Source organism: Glycomyces sp. YM15 (genome assembly GCF_016918015.1).
Taxonomy (GTDB): Bacteria; Actinomycetota; Actinomycetes; order Mycobacteriales; family Micromonosporaceae; genus Glycomyces.
Map to the genome: position 1 here is coordinate 94,018 of NZ_JAERMK010000021.1, position 17,287 is coordinate 111,304.

The following is a 17,287-nucleotide window of genomic DNA, read 5'->3' on the forward strand; positions in this document are numbered from 1 at the left end:
CTGATCTCGCGCCCTCACCGGTAGTCGCGCGACCCTACGGCTACCGCGCCGATGTCGAGCAGCGTGAGCTTGTCCGCGATCAGGTTCGGCATGGCGCCGGGTGCGGCGTCTACAGCAAACTCGACCGTGCCGCGGATGACGAGTGCTTTCGCGAGCGTGGCCGTGTCCCGCCAGCGCTGCCACAGTCCGGCCGAGCAGATGACGTTCGCGATCCCCGTTTCGTCTTCAAGGCTGAGGAACGTGACGCCGCGCGCGGTTGGGGGCCGCTGCCGGTGGGTGATGATCCCGGCGATGCTCACGCGCGCACCGGCTTCGGCGGTACGGAGGTCGCTGATGAGGGTGACATGGTCGGTGTTGAGCGCGGCGCGGGCGAGGCTGATCGGGTGCGTGTTGACGGAGAGGCCGTAGCCGGCGTAGTCGGCGCGGGCGAGGTCGGCGGCCGACATGCCCGGGAGTGCGGGCGGCGGGGCGGCTGGGTTGGTTCCGGCGATCATGCCGGGCCGTTCGAGCGGGAGGCCGGCGGACCACAGGGCGGCGCGTCGGTCGGTGGTGATGGAGGCGAGCGCGCCAGCGGTCGCGAGGTGTTTGAGGTCGCCGCGGTTGAGGTCGGCGCGGCGGGTGAGGTCGGGAAGGTCAGTGAACGGGCCGTTTTCGGTGCGGGCGTCGGCTATCCGCACTGTGGCGGCCGCGGCGAGCCCGTGGACCATGTCGAGGCCGAGGCGCAGGTCCGCAGACCCGCGCACGGGCTCGACCGCACCGCGGTCGGTGGTCGTGAGGATCGTGTCGGCGGCGCTGGCGTTCACTTCGGGCGGGTAAGCGGTGATGCCGTGCCGCTGCGCGTCGGCGATCAGGCTCGCGGGCGAGTAGAACCCCATGGGTTGGGAGTTGAGCAGACCCATGTAGAACGCGGCCGGGTAGTGCACTTTCATCCACGCGGACGCGTACACGATGTGGGCGAACGACGCGGAGTGCGATTCGGGGAAGCCGAAGTCGGCGAACGCTTTGATCTGGTCCCAGTATCGGTCGGCTTCGTCGCCGGTGATGTCGTTGGCGGCCATGCCGTCGTAGAAGCGGGCCCGGAGGGCTTCCATTCGTTCGGTGGAGCGTTTCGCGCCCATGGCGCGGCGCAGCTGGTCGGCTTCACCGCCGGAGAAGTCCGCGAGTCGCATCGCCATCTGCATCAACTGCTCTTGGTAGAGCGGGACGCCGTAGGTTTTCGCGAGGACGGGCCTGATGAGGGGGTGGACGAGGTGTTCCCACGGCTCGCCGTGTCGGCGGCGCAGGATCGGGTGGACGGCGCCGCCTTGGATCGGGCCGGGCCGGATCAAGGCCACTTCCATGACGATGTCGGCGAAGTTGCGCGGGCGCAGTCGCGGCAGGGTCGACATTTGCGCGCGGGACTCCACTTGGAACACACCGACAGTGTCGGCCGCGCACAGCAGGTCGTAGACCGCTGCGTCGTCCGGGGGGAGCATCGCAAGGTCCACCTGGTCGCCGTGGTGTTCGGCGATGCCGTCGACCATGTGGTGGAGCGCTTCGAGCATGCCCAGGCCGAGGAGGTCGAACTTCACGAGGCCGGCGAACGCCGCGCCCTCTTTGTCCCACTGGAGGACGGTGCGGCCTTTCATACGGGCGGGTTCAATGGGGACGATCTCGGAGACGGGCTGCTCGGTGAGGACCATGCCGCCGGGGTGGATCCCGAGGTGCTGCGGCAGGCCAGTGAGCGCTTCGGCGAGCGCTTGGACGTCGGCGGGGATCGCGGTCGCTTCGCTCGCATCGACTTTCCGGTAATGGGAGAGGCGCTTCGACCAGGTGACGGCCTGGTCCGGTGGGTGCCCGAGCGCTTTCGCGGCGTCGCGCACCGCACTGCGCGGCCGGTACGTGATCGTGTTGGCCACCAAGGCGGCGCGGCGGCGCCCGTACCGTTCGTACACGTACTGGATGACTTCTTCGCGGCGGCCGGACTCGATGTCGACGTCGATGTCGGGCGGGCCGTCGCGTTCGGGCGCGAGGAACCGTTCGAACAGGAGCCCGAAGCTGACGGGGTCTACGTTGGTGATGCCGAGGGCGTAGCAGACCGCGGAGTTGGCGGCCGACCCGCGGCCTTGGCAGTAGATGTTCCGGTCGCGGCAGAATTGCACGAGGTCGGTGACGATGAGGAAGTAGCCGCAGAAGCCGAGGTCGCGGATGACGGCCAGTTCGCGGTCGAGTTGCGCGTACGCGCCGGGGACGCGTTCGGCGCCGAGCGGCCCGTACCGTTTGCGGGCGCCTTCAAGCGTGAGCTGCGCAAGGAACGAGTAGTCATCGTGCCAGTCCGGCACGGGGAAGTGCGGCAGCTTCGGAGCGAGCAGCTGGAGGTCGAACGCGGTGTCGGCGCCGATCCGGGCGGCGTTCGCGACCGCTTCGGGATAGTCAAGGAACCTCGACAGCATCTCCGGGCCGTTCCGCAGGTGCGCGGCACCGTACGCGGGCAAGTAGGGGTCCATGTCCTCAAGCGACCGGTTGGCGCGGACGGCTGCGAGCGCGGCCGCGACGGGGGCGCGCTCAGGGCGGGCGTAGTGCGCTCCGGTCGTGGCCACGAGCGGCAGGCCGTGGCGGGCCGCGAGCGCGGCGAGGACATCCATGCGTTCAGCGTCAGCAGGCTGGGACGGGAAAGCGACCTCAACCGCGAGATTGTCGCCGCCGAACCGGTCGGCCAGGTCGGCCAGGCGCGCGTCAGCTTGATGCCAGCCGCCGGCGTCCAGGGCCCGGCCGAGAGGGCCCTTGCGGCCGCCGGTGAGGATCTGCCATTCCCCGGCTCGAGCGTCGTCAGCGAGCGCGTCAGGGTCATACGCCGGGAGGTCTTTCTCGCCGCCGGCGAGCTTTGCTTCAGTGATCGCCGCCGACAGCCGCCGGTACCCGGCGGGCCCGCGCGCGAGGACGATCAGGTGCTCCCCGGCAGGGTCGGGCTGTCCGCGGCGAGGCCCAGACATGCCGAGGTTCAGTTCCGCGCCGAACACGGTCGCCAAGCCGTTCTCCGCGGCCGCGGCCGCGAGTTCCGGGACGGCGTAGAGGCCGTCGTGGTCGGTGACGGCGAGCGCAGACAGCCCCAGGCGGGCCGCTTCGAGGGCAAGGTCAGCGGGGGAGTCCGCGCCGTCGGCGAACGAATAGAAGGAGTGGGCGTGGAGTTCCGCGTACGGCACCGTCGTCATGGCAGCCTGCCGTAGAGCTGCGGTGAGTTCCGGGAGCGTCGTCGACGCGTCGAACTCGCCGGTGGCCGGGGAATGTCGGAGGTGTCTGGCAGTGTGTACCGCGCGGGTATCCCCGCCCCAGCGGCCAGCGCCGCCGGGGCGGGTGCCACGTCGCCGGTACGCCGAAGACCTATCCCGGCAGCGAGCACTCCCAGAAAGGTGCGCACAGCATTGCCAGCCGACATGATGGCAACCCCCGTAGCCGCAGTATCGAACTCTTGTTCGATAAATCTATCGCGAAGTGAACGGTCTGTCACCTGTACTGCAATGCAAGGAAACAGCGTTGCACCTCTGAGCGCACAAGCCGCTGACCTGCACTTATTGTGAAGAGTGGCCTCGATCGCAGGCCAAGGTCAAAACGCGGTTGCGACACGCGCGCGGGTGATGCCCGGTATCGAGGACCAGGCTGCATAGTGGGGCATGGACCCCACCATCCTCGTCTCGGACTGGCCCGCACGGATCTACCCCATCACGCGAGCCCTCGTGGCCCTGGCCAGCCTTGACCTCACGGGACACCTGCAAGCGGGCGCGCCGCGGCCGCGAGCGACACCACCAGCGATCGCCGCGTTCGAGTACACCACCGGCTGCCGTCTCGACGCCGGCCACCGCCGTTTCCTCACCTACATGAACGGCTGGCCCGTGCTGTGGCCCGTCAACCTGTTCGGACTGCCTGAACTCAGCGACCGGCACCGCATGACGCGGATGACGAACGAACTGGCGGCGACCGGCGATCTTGCCCCCGCGGGGCTCGAGCCTGCTGACGTGTACCCGGTCGCGTGGGCGCGTGAAGGAGGCACGGCAGTGATCGTGCGTCCTGGCCGCCCCCGCGCGGGCGAGGTCATGTGGTGCGAAGGCGTGACCACGACCGTCTACAACAGCTTCACCGTGTTCTTCGACGCGGCTGCGGCGCGACTGCTCACGATCACCGGACCGCTCGCTGGCGGCACCGAGGCCGACGATGAGGACGAGCGGTTACCGCTCGGACTGATTCGGTGCGGTGATGCCGATCAGGCCCTGGTCGCGTGCACGGGTGATCCACCGGACCGCGGTGCCTTTCGGGACGTTGAGCCGTGCCGCGACTTCCTGCTGCGCAGGGAAACCGCACGCGGTCGCACGCAGATACCAAGCGGCAACAGCGTTCAGGACGGCGTCGGTAGGGCCCGCCGAAGCGTCGACGGGCGCCGGTTCGGGCCAGTACTGCGGAATGACGTCACGGACGCCGGCAGCGGTGATGCCCGCGAGCGGTACCGCCCGCAAGTCCGAGGCACTGACCGGGCCGTCGTCACTCGAGGACACGGCGACGTTCCGGGCTCCGTAGACGCCCGCGGTCTCCTGCCACGCCGCGGAGATGGTCACCGCCGCACCGTTGCTCATGACCGCGGAGATCCTGAGGTATCGCGGAAGGTCGACCCCGGGGGCAGGGGTGACGATGTCGCCAGTGACTGGCTCGGCGGTCGTTTCGAAGTCTGGCACGGCCACACCATACCCGTTTGAGATAGCGCCGTCAAAGTTAATGCACTATACTTGACAAGAACATCTCATTGTATTGCCGAAGCTCTCTGGGCCGACGACTGTCCTGAAAGGCCATTGACATGCCCCGTGTCGAAAACGCCCCCGACATCATCGTGAACCTCAACCGCAGGTTCGCCAAGCAGGCGATTGCAGCACTGAGCGAAGGCATCGGGCATTTGTACGATCAGGATCAGCAGGTCGAAATGGCAGCGCTGCAAACGCTCCGGGACAGCATCATTTCCGCGGGCGAACCGAATTTCGGCACCGGCTGGCACCAGGAGTAGCTTGCGATGAACGGTGAGGCAAAGCCAAACACCAGCGGGACCGACCCCGTGACTCGGCCGCTGTCGCCTGAGGAGCACGCCGTGATGGCCGTGCTCACCGGCGAGTCTGAGTGCTCGTGGCATGTCGGATGTGACCCCGTCGAATGCTACGAGCCGCGAGCCCGCGCCATCGTTGCCGCGCTGCGGCCACTGATTGGCGCGGCTGCCCTGCGCTGGGTCGCCGCCGAACGCGACCGCTGGGCCGGGTACTGCTGCCACGACCACATGGCCGAAGTCGTCATGACCGCCGCCGACGAGATCGCATCCGGTACGGCCGGCAAGACGCCCGTCGACGCGGACGATGCCCGCCGTGAGCGTCAGGCGCAAACGCTGCGGTCGCTCGTGTTCGGCCTGGACTGGGACTCGATCGAACCGTTCCTCGACGATGGAGCGGACCCGGAAGAACTGACGACTGTTGACGCCGTAACCGCGTTCCGCAGCTACGTCGAAGCCCAAGCCGCCGCCCTGTGCCGCTCCGCTTCCGAGGTTGCTCAATGACCGCCTCCGAGATGAAGGGCCCCTCCACGATGGCCGACGTGCCAGCAGACACCCGCCACAACGTCATGGTCGAGTTCGAGGGGTCCTTCGCGGAGGTCACCATCGAACGCGACTGGGAAGGCTTCCTGCAGATGGAAGTCACCGGAAGCACCGGCCGTGCCCACACCAGCGTTGACGTCCCCGCCTTGGAAGTCCTCCGGGACTTCCTGAATGACGTCATTACCAAGGAGACCCCTCGATGACCGAGCCGCTATCCCCCGCTGAAACAGCTGTCGCGGCCGCGCTCGCGCGCGACTTCAACCTCCACCACAGCGACGGCATCGCCCGCTTGGGCCCAGCCGACTTCACCGACGCGGCTCGCGCAGCCGTGGCCGCCGCAGCTCCCCTCATCCTGGAACACGCCGCCGCGAGCATCGAAGCGCAACGAGCAGAGCTGCGTTCCATCGCTTCGCGCCTGCTGGCACAAGGTGACACGCGAGCTGACGCCCGCCTGCAAGGACTCGACGAAGCAGCGCAGATCGTCCGCAGCCTCACCGATCATCGACCCGACACAGGGAGCTCCAGTGCCTGACACCCGACTCACCCTTGACACCCTCATGGACATGCGCGGACGGCAGCGGCTCCTGGCCGAGAGCGGGATCGCTCCTGCCGCCGCGGCCGACATTGACGCGCTCCTGGTGGAAGTGGCCCGTCTGGATAACCACGCTAAAGCCGGTTGGGAGCAAGCCGACCAGGCAGCACGAGAACGGGACGCGTACAAGAAGGCCAAAGAGGAGAACGACGAGCGGTTCCAGCTCGCCGCCGCCGATGCCCGGCAACAGCATGCGGAAGCGCTCGAGCTCGCCCGTGAACTCGAAGGGCATCTCGCCGCGTCGCGGTACCGGCACCGTGCCTACCCGTCTGCCGACAACCCGAACGCGTACTGCCTCTCGTGCGTGACCGGCAAGAAGGAACCCCATTCGAACTTTCCCGAGTACGTGAAGTGGCCGTGCCCGGATGCGGTCGACCTTGGACTGGCGGAAGAGGCCAAGCGTGGCTAGCGCGCGCGTACGCCGAGAAGCCCGGTACCGGATCGTCGACATCGTCACGGGCGTCCTCGAAGGCGACGACCGTATCGCCGTCGACCACGGCTACACCGATGAGGAATACCGCGACATCTGCGACGAGATCCGCCGTGTGCTCGCCCGTCACGAGCGGTACGCCGCCGAGCTGCAGGAACCGGCTACTGCGGTTCGGGGAGGATAACCATGAAGCCATGTGCGATCGGCGTGCACGTCCGCGACATTCGGACCGGCATCGCCTACCGCGTGACAGGCACCTGCGACTGCGCCGTGCAGAACTACGGTGCGTACGTGGACGCGTTGCACTTGAACGCTGACGGCGTCCGCGAGTCACGCTTCCTCGAGTGGGAGGTCTTGGAGCCGTTGAACGCCGAGGACGGTGCCGGGGATGGCTGAAACGAGACGAGCCACCAAGCGCGGCAGCACGACCGTGGTCATCGCACCGCCGTCGACAATGCATCCCGGCCCGCGCCTCCCATGGTGGCACCAGGAACACTGCGCGATCGGCCCCACCGAGCCGTGCAACTGCAGCACCGCAGAGCGACTACGACCGTAAGGAGAAGTGCTGTGCCCGAGTATGAATGCCCGAACTGCTACCGGTGGGCGCCGTGGACCGACGGTGAGCTGGAAGCCGACGGCGACGGCCCCGACACCTACTGGTGCCAGACGTGCGGAGCGGAAACGCCGGTAGCAGCGATGGCCTCCCGCAACTTGGCTTCCACTGGCCCGGGCGGCAACCGGGCATGAACGTGGAACCGATCCGCCAGCGCTGGGCGAAGGACGAGACGCGCGCCGGCAAGGATGTCCGCCGGATCCTGGCCGTGCTCGACCGTACGAGGGCGCTCCTGGTCGACGCTGAAGCGGGCCTCGCGAAAGCCCGCGGTGAGCACGGCCAGACTTGCCTTGAGATCGTGTACTGGGACGACGGCGACTATGAAGGCGAATGCGAGCTGGCGAAGTTCCACGCCGGGCCGCATTTCGACGGCCTGTACTGGTTCGACGACTACCGGGAGAAGGTTCCGGTGCCTGCGAACACGCAGGTCGTTCCGTGACTGGCTCCGAATACCGGATCGTGTTCCAGATCGAGCAGCGCCACCCTGGTGAGTACGACTTCACCGAAGTCGGGTTTGGATCCTCAACCACTTGGGACAGCATCGAAGATGCACTCCATGATGTGGACGCGATCGTGCAGAACCAGTTGTGGGAGAGCCCGCCCGACCACCCCGAAGACTTTGAACGGAGCACCAGTTGAGCGCCATCATCTTCCACACCCCGAGCGGCAAGGCCACACTGTTCGGTTCTGAACGCGCGTGGCTTCGGCAGCTCGTGTTTCGGCACGCTGACGGCCACTGGGGTTTCCACGCCCCGATGGACGGGACGGCTCGAGCCCTTGCACTCGTCGACATGGCTGGTGCCGCGAATCTGGAACGAGCCGGTTCGGAGTACCTTCTCGAATACGCGGCCCAGCTGCGGCGGCTGGAACGCTCTGGCCCAACGGGTGGCCCCGGTGAGGGGTACTGGCAGGAGAAGCACCGGTTCCTTGACGTGTTCGCCACGGCCATGCGTGCCGGAGGGTGGTTCTTCCAAGCTGCAGGCGCCGAGCTGCACACGGATGATCTGGCCTACAACACGGTGCTCGTGACCGGCTCAGACCCGATCCGTCTCGCGGCGAAGATCGAAGGCCGCTGCAACGTGCACGGCTGGTTTGAAGGCCCCGACCGGGCTTGGGCTGCCGACCTGATCGATGAAGGCCTTGAGACGGGTCTCTACCGGCGGACGTTGGCCCGGCAAGATGTTACTGGGGCAACAACCTCGATCGACTCGCAAGGGTGGGAGGACGTCCAAGCGCTCTTGCGTGAACGCGACGACGAACCGGTCGTCATGTCGTACACGGTGGAAGGCGGGTTCCCGAACGTCGACTGTTCCGACATGGCCTGGCAGTGGCCTGAAGGTGTCGAGGTAGGGCAATGGGCGGCCCTCACCGAAGCCCAGATCGTTGAGCGAGAAGCCCGCGAAGAAGCTTGGGACCGCCTTCCGGCCGCCGAGCAGTGGGACCGCAGCATGGCGTGGCTGCTTGAACACCGACCGTGGGGCCGCACCTGCCCGGACACGCTGGCTGCGCAAGGGTTCGGGCCGTTCAAGACGATCTTCGACGTGTTCCCGCCCGGGAACGTGCCGCGCCTGCCTTCGATAGTTGGTGCCCGGTGAGGGGCGCGAGCTACGGCCATGCAGGCCGCCGCAACACCGACCACGAAGGGGCGGTTGGTCCTGAGCTGACCGAGAAGGGGAAGGCGCCAATGACGAGTGATGGCGTGGCGCCGTGTAGAACCGAGGCAGTCTTGGGTGACGTCCGCGACGAGCGCGTTCGTCAAGACGAGCGGTGGGGTGAGCAGCACCACCCCGATTACGACCCGCACGACATCCCCTCAGTTGTGCGCGGCGAGTACGCCTTCCGCGCCGAACGCTGGAAAGCGATCAATGCGCAGCGCGCCGATCCCGGATGTGAAGTCAAGCACCGGCGTCCAACCGTGTCGTGCACCGCTTGGGACGGCATACTCCTCGAGGAGGTCTTCGAAGCGCTCGCAGAGGAGGACTCGGCGAAACTCCGCGCCGAGCTTGTTCAGGTTGCGGCTGTAGCGTGCGCATGGGTGGAAGCGATCGACCGGCGAGAAACCAGCTCTGGAGGACCACAATGACGCGCATTGACACGGCGGCCATCCGCGCCCGCCTGGACGCCTCCAGCCCCGGGCCTTGGTTTGCCAGTGGCCAAGGACCGTATGACGACGACTGCACGGTCACCGTCGGAGAAGACGCTGATGAGCTTGCCGTCTGCCCCGACTGCGGTACCCGCGGCGGCATGACCACCGCGAACGCCGCGTTCATCTCCCACGCCCCCGAAGACATCGGAGCGCAGCTAGCCGACCGGGAACGCCTCGTACGCGACCCCGCAGCCGCGACAGCGCTGCTCGAGCACTACCAGCCAGCACGATGACGTCGATTCGGCTCCGCGGCACTCCGGAGGACAACCAGCGGGTGCACGACCACCTTGCGGACGCGTTCACGATCGTCAAGTCCAGCGCTGACCTGAAGCGCCGGAACCGAGACGGCAGCGAGTTCTGGGACCGATACCTGGTCGTTGGACTGCCCGATACGGACACCGACGAGTCCGCAACCTGACAGCTCGGCCGGCGCCGCTCCCGTAGCGTTCCTTGTAATCGTGGGTGAAGGAGCCGTGAGCGATGAACGAAGTGACCCCGTGGCGCAAGTCGAAGTGCAGCAGCGGAAACGGCAGCACGAACTGCGTCGAAGCGCGCTGGCGGAAGTCCAGCCGAAGTGCCGACAGCGGCAACGGCAACTGCGTGGAGGCCCGCGCGCACGACGGTGCGTTCGACGTCCGCGACTCGAAACTCAACGACGCCTCACCGATCTTCACCATTCCCACCGGCGACTTCCAGGCGCTCTTGGACACCGCGAACCACCGCCCTTGACGGGGCCGCGCGTGTGCGGCGATCACCGCACACGCTCCGACCAGGGGCTAACGCGCGGAGGTGTCTGGAATTCTGGCTTGATGGTCACTCCCACTGCATGACCCGGGGCGTGCCGTCGTCGTAGCGAGGATCGGGTTCCGTGAACGCCGTCAGAAACTGCAATCCGCCCTGGTTGACGCAGTCGGTTGCGAACTCGATCGCTTGCGCTTTGATGCCGGCTTCGTCCGTGTCGGTGTCGACGGTTGCCTCCACTGGCGTGTACGACGCCAGAGGAACAGACCCGTCCGTGTACGCGTACCCGAAGTTGTCCTGCCCGGCAATGAGCAAGCGCTCGCTGCCTTCCCATTCGACCCCGAGGCGCACGTCGTACGAGTGCCCGCCGAAGTGGTCCGCGGCGGCTTTGACGAGGCCGAACAGGTCGCACACGAGGGTTTCCAGGCGCCACGCCCGGAACTCGTGCGGCTGCCATTCAGTGTTGTTGGGCCCTTTGTGTCCGCCGAGGGCAGCAGTAATCCAGATCGCGCCGTCGAAGTGCACGCCCGCGTGCGCATGCAGCCATGGTGCCGCTTCGCTCTTGTTGTTCCTGGCGACCCAACGGCGTAGACCAGGACGCGGATTGCGTTCGTCGACCGACGTCAGTGGGTGCTGGTGCTCCTGCGCCATGCGGTACCCGATGCCGCGAGCAGCCCCCACGACATTGGCGGCGTCGTCCCTCGCGGGTTTGTCCCGTAGCGGCGCTGGGACACGCGGCCTGGCGACAGCGACGCCCCATGCAAGTTCGGACGGGGCAGTCCACGCGGCCGCGTCCGCGTACAACCGGTCGAGCGCGTCGGCAGCGTTCCGACGTTCAGCGAACCGGTCCCGGTAGGCGGCCTCCAGGTCACGTTCGCTCATCCACACGGTGTCCGCGCCGTTGCGCACCGGCGCCCGGAAGCCGTCCTTCGCAGTTCCAATGAGGTGGGGACGTTCGGCGCTTGCGGGGACCACTACGGCTACCGCCCGCTGCGTGTCCGAACCCATCGGGTACGCCTTGACGCCAAGCACGGAGGGGTGCGCGTGCGACGCTGGGATTTGCGTCAGGGACCGCTCGAGACCCTCAGACCATTCCCCCGCGTGCATTCGTGTTTGCGCCGCGCGTTTCTCTTCCTGGACGCCGTAGACGAGGACCCCGCCGCGGCCGTTCGCGAACGCTACGACGTCCTTGAGATATTCGGAATCTGGAGCTCCCAAGCCTTTTCGCTCGGGAAGCTGACGCTTCCAGTCGAGGTCGTCCGTTTCGGCAAGCTGCTCTGTGACGGCGTCACGGAGCAGGTCATCGTCAATCGGACCGGGTGGACGGTTCAAGAGGCGATGCAGGGCTGTGTATTCCATGCCTGATTCTTGCACCGAGCGTGGTCGTGCAGCGGCCAGGACGGCTGCCGTGGCCACGGTCCAGATCCGTTCTGCGGGAGCGGCGACGCGCCGCGACACGCTCACAGATTCCGCCGATCACGGTGGGCAGGATCGACAATCACTCGCATGTCGATCACACCGAACTGCTCTGCTAGAACCCTTGCCCGCTACCGTGTCACGGCCGTGGTGACACTCGGACTGATGGCCGTTGGTTGCTCCGCCGCTTCAACCTACGACGAGCGGATCGAGTATCTGAACACGGTGTCTGCACGCGGCGTCGAACTGCACGATTTGATCGTCGCCGGTGACGGAGACCCCGATGACGAACGATGCAGGGAGCTGTACGCCGGGCTTGAAGAGGAAGTCCCATCGTTTGAAGACTGGGGCGTCTCGAACTGGGAGGAGGAGGAAGCGTTCATCGCGCAAGCTGAGCAAGTCTTCGTCGACTCGTGCCTTTCGGGGAAGGCCGCGTCGGCGGACCTCCTGGACGTGATGGAGTCCCCGACCCCGACCACGCCAGCGACGCCGATCGAGAGCGCCGCAGCTGCCAAGTAGCAGTGTCTCAGACGCGGCACTGGTCGACGAGTGCCCCGGCGATCCCCGCGCAATACGCGCTATTCAGGTCGTGGCCGTCAGGGCAGTCGACGACGACCGCTGACGGGACGGCCTCGCGAATGCGGTCCGTGACGGCGGCTGCGGCGCCGGCGTCATTGTGCGGCACGACCAGGCGCACGAGCTGTGATGCGGCGAGCCGGGGTACGAAGTCGTCCTGCCAGCCTTCAACGGTCGGGATGCCGATTGCGGGCACGCCGTGCATGAACGCTGTCATCGTGTCGATCTCGTTGAAGCACACGGTGACTGGTGAACGCTCGTAATAGTCGTCGTTGAACAGCTTCGGGTACTTCATTGGGGGTCCGGTGACCGGCGCGTTGCCCTTGTGCGTGCATTGCGGTGTCACGCACGCGAAGCGGAACGCGACCGTGTCGCGGCCGTTCGGCAGCGCCCTCGAGTACGGGATCACGAGCTTTCCGGCGTACGCGGCGTGGCCTCGGGCGGGCTTAGCGACGTAGCCGAGCCGGAACCATTCCCTGGTCGAGCAGCCCCGGAGCCATATGTGTCCCAGGCGCTTGCTTGCGATGAACTCGGCAGCTGGGGACCGCCAGTACGCCTTCTGGTACTGGTCGGTGAGGGCGTTCAGAGGTCCGCCGGGCTCTGACGGGAGTTGCACGATCCCGCCTGAGTTGGGGTAGAAGTACATCGGCATGAGGAGACGCTAGCGGACGGCGGTGAACCCTGCCCTACCCGAACGGTCCCACCCGGTCCAGAGACTCCAAGTAGTTCCGCGCCCGCCGATACGATCGCGCATTTCGGACTCGAGCTGGATGCACTCCGGCCTCAGGCACCTTGAGCCCCGGCTTCGAAAACAACGGCGCAACCTCCCGGCACGGCACCCGCGGGGTGACTCCGCACTGGCCGCACCAGAATCGCGTCGCAGCTTCGACATCAACGGTAAGGAACCGCTGGTCACGCCGATACTTGTCGTCCCACACGCTCGCGCGTTCACGCGTGAACGCAGCCTTGTCGGGACCCTTACTGCGACTCCAGCAGGTTTCATGCCATCCCCATGACCGTTCAACAAGGTAACTGGTGCAGTGCGGGCATCGTTCAGCTTCGATTTCAGGAATGTCTTCAGGCCGGGATGGGCAGACGATCACGCCGTTTCCCACGTCGATAGCTTCGGGCCCTGCGCATGGAGTGCCAGGCTCGGCAAAGCACGTTCCGCATTCGATCAGCATTGCCAGTTCCAGCCAGTCGCTGGTGCGGAGATTGAAGGGAACGCCGGCACCGTCAAGCAGCTGATAAGGAGTGGGCGTCGGCTGCCGTTGCGGCGGCGGTGGTGGTGAGGCGGCCGTGACCGCAGGCGCTGGAGGACGCTCCCGGTAGGTCTGGATTGCGAAAGCGGTCGCAGAGGCGGGCATGCCGGCTACGCCAAGGAGCGCGAGCCTGGCCCGCACCGTTTCTGGATGACGCCCGAACTCTTCCGCGATGTCCGTGATGCCGACGCTTTCGTTCCACAGGTGCAGCATGCGCTCGTCATCACCGTGCGACCACGGGTCGTACGCGTTGGCCCACGCAGCTCGGAACACGCTGACACTCGGTGCATCGGGTTCGTCGCCTGCGTCGCCTGTCCATAGCCAGCGGCCCGAAGCGTCCCGGATCGCATGGCAGTGCTCCGCTTCGTCCGCGCTCAAATGAGCCCAGCACACCACCACAGGCAGCGGACAGCAGGGAAGTACAGGCCATTCCGCCGCCGTCTCGCTGCATCGCTGACCCTCGACACCCCTCCAGGTGCACCGCGGCGTGTATTGCTGGTACATGCACGGCACGGTATCGGACCACGGTCGCGAATGGAACCCGCGCGCCGAGTCTGCCGCAGCGTTTCTCTGCCGCGTCAAGCGAGCCATGCCAGCGCCGCTGAGTTGATGACAAGATGCATCGTGTTGTCCGCGACGATGAGCAGTGCGACAGCGAACCCTGTGTCCTTCTCCGGCGGGTAGCCGGTCGCATGGCATTTCGTCCACGGCGGGTTCCAGCCTCGCGGCGCGATGTGGTTCTTCAACCACACCAGGTGCCGGGCGAGCCGGTACCGGTCGATGACGATGTGCGTGCCAGCGATGACGGCCAGCGCCCACGGCGACTGCGTGAGGAACAGGAACGGCAGCGTGTACGTGAGGCCGTGAACGACCGCGGGCCACCACCGTTTGGTCTTCTCTGTCGCTGCCCAGTCGCTCTGCAGGACGTAGTCACCGACGAGATGCGCAATGAAGCCTTCAACGATCACGACGGTCCCTCACGCGGCCAGGGCGACCGTGGCCGCGGTCACGACGAGGATGACGACGGCACCGAACCCGGCCATGGCGAAGCGAAGCCACCGGAATTTCCGCCGGGCGATCTTGCGGACTGCGGTCAGTTCCCGGTGGAGCGCGGCCGCGTACGCGTCGTCGTCGGCCACGAGAGCCGCCAGCGCCGGAAGAGGCAGCCCCTCGAGTTCAGTTTCAGGCGAGCCCGGCCGTGGCCACACCGTGCATCCCAAGAATCCAAGGACCACGACGGCAAGTCCGGCTGCGGCCCACGCCAGCCCGGTGACACTCGCTGGTGGTTTCAGGACCGAGCCGAGGCCGACTGCGACAGCGGCGCCGGCGAGGAGGGCCGCGCCGAGCACTTGCGCTTTCACGTCCGCTCGGTCGGTCTGTGCGCGGGCTTTGTCCAGGCGCTGGCCGAGGAACGCCACGAGGGGCGACTGCGTGGGTGCTGCGGAAGGCGCGGGGGCGCTGGTAGTTCGGGAGAACAAGGTGACGTGCATGGGGTGGTCTCCAGGTCGCGGTGGCAGGTATGAGTTCAGCTTTCCCGTTGCACTGCACGGCCGTAGTCCGATTTTGGACACCGACCCTGGTGTCGACAGTTTCCTGAACCTCTCGTATCAGGTTGTGGCACTTGGGGAAACGTCGGTACGCAGCACTGCGTACTTTGGTGCATGACGTGCATCACGGATCGAGTTGTCGGCTCATACGCTGATGGTGCGGCACTTAAGGCGCGAGAGGTGAGAACTACTTCTCAGGTGTGAGCATGATCTTCGTCGCTGAGGACCGTGGGTGGTCTCCGGACCGGCTCCATGCCACATGGTCCATTGCTTACGCTGGGCTGGCTCGGTCGTTCCCTGACGGCTGGGTTCGGACTTTCTGACGCACCGAAGGCGACTGCCGATGGAATTCACCACTGGTTTCCCGAGCCTGGACAATGCCCTGCAGCACTTCACGCCAGGCAACCTCATGACCGTGGCCGGGGCACGCTCGGAAGAGAACTCCGTGCTTGTGGTCAACATGATCCGGCACATGGTCTTCCACGCGGGGGCAGCCGCGCTCGTGCTCCTGCCTTCGCAGAAGACTGACGCGTTCGACGCCCACCTGCGCGGCTGCTCAACCGGCGTCCCGCATCAAGCGGTCATTAACGACAAGCTTACCGAGGCGCAGCAGGCCGCGATCGAACACCACGAGAAGGCACGTCGGGACGTGCCGCTGTTCGTGGAGAACCCGAAGTCGCTCCCCGTCGACGGACTCGACGAAGCGGTCGAGAACGCCAACGCGCGGTACGGCGACCTGGACCTGATTGTCGTCGACGCGGTGCAGCTCCTTGACGACCCTGACCTCGGCTTCGACGAATGGGGTGCGCCGCGGCGGGAGTCGCGGATCGCATCGCTTTCACGCGCATCGAGAGCGTTGAAGCATCTCGCGTTCAAGAACGACGCGACCGTGATCGCCGTCGGCCGGCGCGTCTCCCGGCACACGTCGGAAGCGGAGAAGGCGCTCGCGAACGCGGACAACTCCGCGGCGGCGTTCGAGGCTTTCCATCAAGACTCTGACCAGGTGATTGAGCTGTATCCGGCGAAAGCAGCCGTTCGCGCGGAGGACACCAGAAGGGTCGTCCTGGTGCGGAAGAACCGGTGGGGTCCCGGCGGCGACTGGGTGCCGCTCGGCTTGGAGCATGGGACGTCCACGATCGTCGACCACGGTTCACGGAAGCGCCGGGGGTAACTGTCGAATCAGGCAAGGTGCGACGCTGCCGTGCTCCGATACGCTGACTCGATGGAACTCATTCCGTTGCAGCTCGGGAGCGTTCGGCAGCAGGACCTGTTCACCCGCGTTCACACCGACGGCGCCTACTTCACCCTCACGGAAGCGTGGACCGGTCGGCACCTCGCCGTGCTCGGCCCGGCCGTGGACCTACCCGAAGCTGACACTGTCGGCATTTCCGAGCTGCACGGCGACCGCTGGGCGTCGCTGGTGCACCGCGTCCACGAGACCGGCCGGGAGGTGATCATTGCCCGCAACCGCCGCCCGATCGCCGCCCTGCGGCCTCCCGCCGACCGGGAGGCTGCCGAACCGCGAGATCCGGAATTGTGGGCGCACGCCGAGCGAGCCTGTGCCGCAGAGATGGCAAAACGATCGCGGCTGGTTGCTGGCATGGCCGACCCTGCCGCAGTCGCCGAGCTCGCCACCGAGATCGCCTACGACCTGTGGGGACGTGTTCGACCGGTATGGCATCAGCCGAAACACCGTGGCCACGACCGAATGCGACGTGCCGCGCGCAGCTGTGAACGCCGCCGCGTTGACTCTCCGGTAAACGGAACGCCAGGAGACCATTCCGCGGTCGGCATCGCTGTCCGCCGCGGTCACGCGATCCGCGGCCGAAACAGCCGCACCGTCACCGGGATGCCTGCGACTCGTTCTCCAAGCATGTGCAACCGAATCGCCCTCGTCCACGTGCAACTGCTCGGCATGTTCTGGATGGCGGTCATGGGCCCGCTCGCGCTGGTCGCCTGGTTCGTCAAAGGTGAAGCTGCCCCGTGGGACGCGAAAGCAGTCGCGGCACTCACGCTCGTGTGGGTCCTGCTGACCGGGCTCGGTTGGGTTGCACGGCAGATCCAGTCGACAGCCGCAGAGCGATAAATCGCGCTCACGGAGCTTGCTTTCGCTCACTGCCGCGCCCGCAGTTCGAACTTCGGCAGTTCCGCTTCCACTTCGGCCTCGGTGACCGTCAACGTCGCGGGGTCGACACCGTTCGCGAGCGCTTCGGTCAGCTTGCGGTTGTACACGCGCGTTATCCCGGCATTAGACGTGTCTCGGTGAGCTAGGGAGTCGGATCTTCATCCTCTGGGCTATCGTCGCCTTCGATTTGGCGCTGTGGGAGGCTTCCGCCGGGTTGAGCTTGTCGGATCGTTTTCT

25 protein-coding genes are annotated in these 17,287 nt (G+C 66.5%); 19 read left to right on the top strand and 6 right to left on the bottom strand.

Features of this window, described 5'->3' with window-relative positions:
• Positions 1-14: 14 nt before the first annotated feature.
• A complete protein-coding gene (locus JHY01_RS20910; RefSeq protein ID WP_240193057.1) occupies positions 15-3,191 on the bottom strand; it encodes an error-prone DNA polymerase in 3,177 nt (1,058 codons plus the stop codon).
• Between the two features lie 459 nt (positions 3,192-3,650).
• Here JHY01_RS20910 and JHY01_RS20915 point away from each other — a divergent pair, with 459 nt between their 5' ends.
• The 16 genes from JHY01_RS20915 to JHY01_RS20990 all read left to right on the top strand — a co-directional run bounded on the left by JHY01_RS20915 (position 3,651) and on the right by JHY01_RS20990 (position 10,112).
• Positions 3,651-4,724 (top strand): SMI1/KNR4 family protein, encoded by a 1,074-nt coding sequence (locus JHY01_RS20915; protein WP_205327635.1) that lies wholly within the window; start codon positions 3,651-3,653, stop codon positions 4,722-4,724.
• A 98-nt stretch (positions 4,725-4,822) separates the two neighbouring features.
• A complete protein-coding gene (locus tag JHY01_RS20920; protein ID WP_205327636.1) occupies positions 4,823-5,026 on the top strand; it encodes a hypothetical protein in 204 nt (67 codons plus the stop codon).
• Between the two features lie 84 nt (positions 5,027-5,110).
• Positions 5,111-5,563 (top strand): hypothetical protein, encoded by a 453-nt coding sequence (locus JHY01_RS20925; RefSeq protein WP_205327637.1) that lies wholly within the window; start codon positions 5,111-5,113, stop codon positions 5,561-5,563.
• Positions 5,560-5,805: a hypothetical protein gene (locus JHY01_RS20930; RefSeq protein ID WP_205327638.1), complete on the top strand. Its 246-nt coding sequence runs from the start codon at positions 5,560-5,562 to the stop codon at positions 5,803-5,805. The genes JHY01_RS20925 and JHY01_RS20930 overlap by 4 nt, the downstream gene beginning before the upstream one ends.
• Positions 5,802-6,134 carry a hypothetical protein gene (locus JHY01_RS20935; RefSeq protein ID WP_205327639.1) on the top strand — a complete coding sequence of 111 codons (333 nt, stop codon included), beginning with the start codon at positions 5,802-5,804 and terminating at the stop codon, positions 6,132-6,134. The genes JHY01_RS20930 and JHY01_RS20935 overlap by 4 nt, the downstream gene beginning before the upstream one ends.
• 25 nt (positions 6,135-6,159) lie before the next feature.
• Entirely contained in the window at positions 6,160-6,603 is a 444-nt protein-coding gene (locus JHY01_RS20940; RefSeq protein ID WP_205327640.1) for a hypothetical protein, read from the top strand.
• The gene (locus tag JHY01_RS20945) at positions 6,596-6,808 is read left to right on the top strand and encodes a hypothetical protein (protein WP_205327641.1); all 213 of its coding nucleotides are present in this window, start codon (positions 6,596-6,598) and stop codon (positions 6,806-6,808) included. Before JHY01_RS20940 ends, JHY01_RS20945 begins: the two co-directional genes overlap by 8 nt.
• Before the next feature lie 2 nt (positions 6,809-6,810).
• Positions 6,811-7,020, top strand: coding sequence for a hypothetical protein (locus tag JHY01_RS20950; RefSeq protein WP_205327642.1), 210 nt, complete (start codon positions 6,811-6,813; stop codon positions 7,018-7,020).
• A 171-nt stretch (positions 7,021-7,191) separates the two neighbouring features.
• Positions 7,192-7,371, top strand: a complete 180-nt coding sequence (locus JHY01_RS20955; RefSeq protein WP_205327643.1) for a hypothetical protein — start codon at positions 7,192-7,194, stop codon at positions 7,369-7,371.
• On the top strand, positions 7,368-7,676 hold the full coding sequence (locus JHY01_RS20960) for a hypothetical protein (RefSeq protein WP_205327644.1): 309 nt from the start codon (positions 7,368-7,370) through the stop codon (positions 7,674-7,676). The genes JHY01_RS20955 and JHY01_RS20960 overlap by 4 nt, the downstream gene beginning before the upstream one ends.
• Positions 7,673-7,876, top strand: coding sequence for a hypothetical protein (locus JHY01_RS20965; RefSeq protein WP_205327645.1), 204 nt, complete (start codon positions 7,673-7,675; stop codon positions 7,874-7,876). Before JHY01_RS20960 ends, JHY01_RS20965 begins: the two co-directional genes overlap by 4 nt.
• Positions 7,873-8,832: a hypothetical protein gene (locus JHY01_RS20970; protein WP_205327646.1), complete on the top strand. Its 960-nt coding sequence runs from the start codon at positions 7,873-7,875 to the stop codon at positions 8,830-8,832. The genes JHY01_RS20965 and JHY01_RS20970 overlap by 4 nt, the downstream gene beginning before the upstream one ends.
• Before the next feature lie 131 nt (positions 8,833-8,963).
• Positions 8,964-9,320, top strand: coding sequence for a hypothetical protein (locus tag JHY01_RS20975; RefSeq protein ID WP_205327647.1), 357 nt, complete (start codon positions 8,964-8,966; stop codon positions 9,318-9,320).
• Positions 9,317-9,616, top strand: a complete 300-nt coding sequence (locus JHY01_RS20980; RefSeq protein ID WP_205327648.1) for a hypothetical protein — start codon at positions 9,317-9,319, stop codon at positions 9,614-9,616. Before JHY01_RS20975 ends, JHY01_RS20980 begins: the two co-directional genes overlap by 4 nt.
• Positions 9,613-9,801 carry a hypothetical protein gene (locus JHY01_RS20985; protein ID WP_205327649.1) on the top strand — a complete coding sequence of 63 codons (189 nt, stop codon included), beginning with the start codon at positions 9,613-9,615 and terminating at the stop codon, positions 9,799-9,801. Before JHY01_RS20980 ends, JHY01_RS20985 begins: the two co-directional genes overlap by 4 nt.
• Positions 9,802-9,863: 62 nt before the next feature.
• Positions 9,864-10,112, top strand: a complete 249-nt coding sequence (locus tag JHY01_RS20990) for a DUF397 domain-containing protein (protein ID WP_205327650.1) — start codon at positions 9,864-9,866, stop codon at positions 10,110-10,112.
• A gap of 84 nt (positions 10,113-10,196) precedes the next feature.
• Here JHY01_RS20990 and JHY01_RS20995 read toward each other — a convergent pair whose 3' ends face one another.
• Positions 10,197-11,483 carry a helix-turn-helix domain-containing protein gene (locus tag JHY01_RS20995; protein WP_205327651.1) on the bottom strand — a complete coding sequence of 429 codons (1,287 nt, stop codon included), beginning with the start codon at positions 11,481-11,483 and terminating at the stop codon, positions 10,197-10,199.
• Positions 11,484-11,630: 147 nt separating this feature from the next.
• Here JHY01_RS20995 and JHY01_RS21000 point away from each other — a divergent pair, with 147 nt between their 5' ends.
• Positions 11,631-12,059, top strand: coding sequence for a hypothetical protein (locus JHY01_RS21000; RefSeq protein ID WP_205327652.1), 429 nt, complete (start codon positions 11,631-11,633; stop codon positions 12,057-12,059).
• Positions 12,060-12,066: 7 nt separating this feature from the next.
• Here the strand turns inward: JHY01_RS21000 and JHY01_RS21005 are convergent, their stop codons facing one another.
• From JHY01_RS21005 to JHY01_RS21020, 4 genes are all read right to left on the bottom strand, one after another.
• Positions 12,067-12,768, bottom strand: a complete 702-nt coding sequence (locus tag JHY01_RS21005; protein WP_205327653.1) for a hypothetical protein — start codon at positions 12,766-12,768, stop codon at positions 12,067-12,069.
• Positions 12,769-12,802: 34 nt separating this feature from the next.
• Positions 12,803-13,882 (bottom strand): hypothetical protein, encoded by a 1,080-nt coding sequence (locus tag JHY01_RS21010; protein ID WP_205327654.1) that lies wholly within the window; start codon positions 13,880-13,882, stop codon positions 12,803-12,805.
• A 74-nt stretch (positions 13,883-13,956) separates the two neighbouring features.
• Positions 13,957-14,346 (bottom strand): DUF3307 domain-containing protein, encoded by a 390-nt coding sequence (locus JHY01_RS21015; RefSeq protein ID WP_205327655.1) that lies wholly within the window; start codon positions 14,344-14,346, stop codon positions 13,957-13,959.
• Positions 14,347-14,355: 9 nt separating this feature from the next.
• Entirely contained in the window at positions 14,356-14,868 is a 513-nt protein-coding gene (locus tag JHY01_RS21020; protein WP_205327656.1) for a Pycsar system effector family protein, read from the bottom strand.
• A gap of 400 nt (positions 14,869-15,268) precedes the next feature.
• Here JHY01_RS21020 and JHY01_RS21025 point away from each other — a divergent pair, with 400 nt between their 5' ends.
• Both JHY01_RS21025 and JHY01_RS21030 read left to right on the top strand, forming a co-directional pair.
• A complete protein-coding gene (locus tag JHY01_RS21025) occupies positions 15,269-16,096 on the top strand; it encodes a DnaB-like helicase C-terminal domain-containing protein (protein ID WP_205327657.1) in 828 nt (275 codons plus the stop codon).
• 51 nt (positions 16,097-16,147) lie between these two features.
• Positions 16,148-17,011 carry a type II toxin-antitoxin system Phd/YefM family antitoxin gene (locus tag JHY01_RS21030; RefSeq protein ID WP_205327658.1) on the top strand — a complete coding sequence of 288 codons (864 nt, stop codon included), beginning with the start codon at positions 16,148-16,150 and terminating at the stop codon, positions 17,009-17,011.
• The last annotated feature ends 276 nt before the right edge of the window (positions 17,012-17,287 follow it).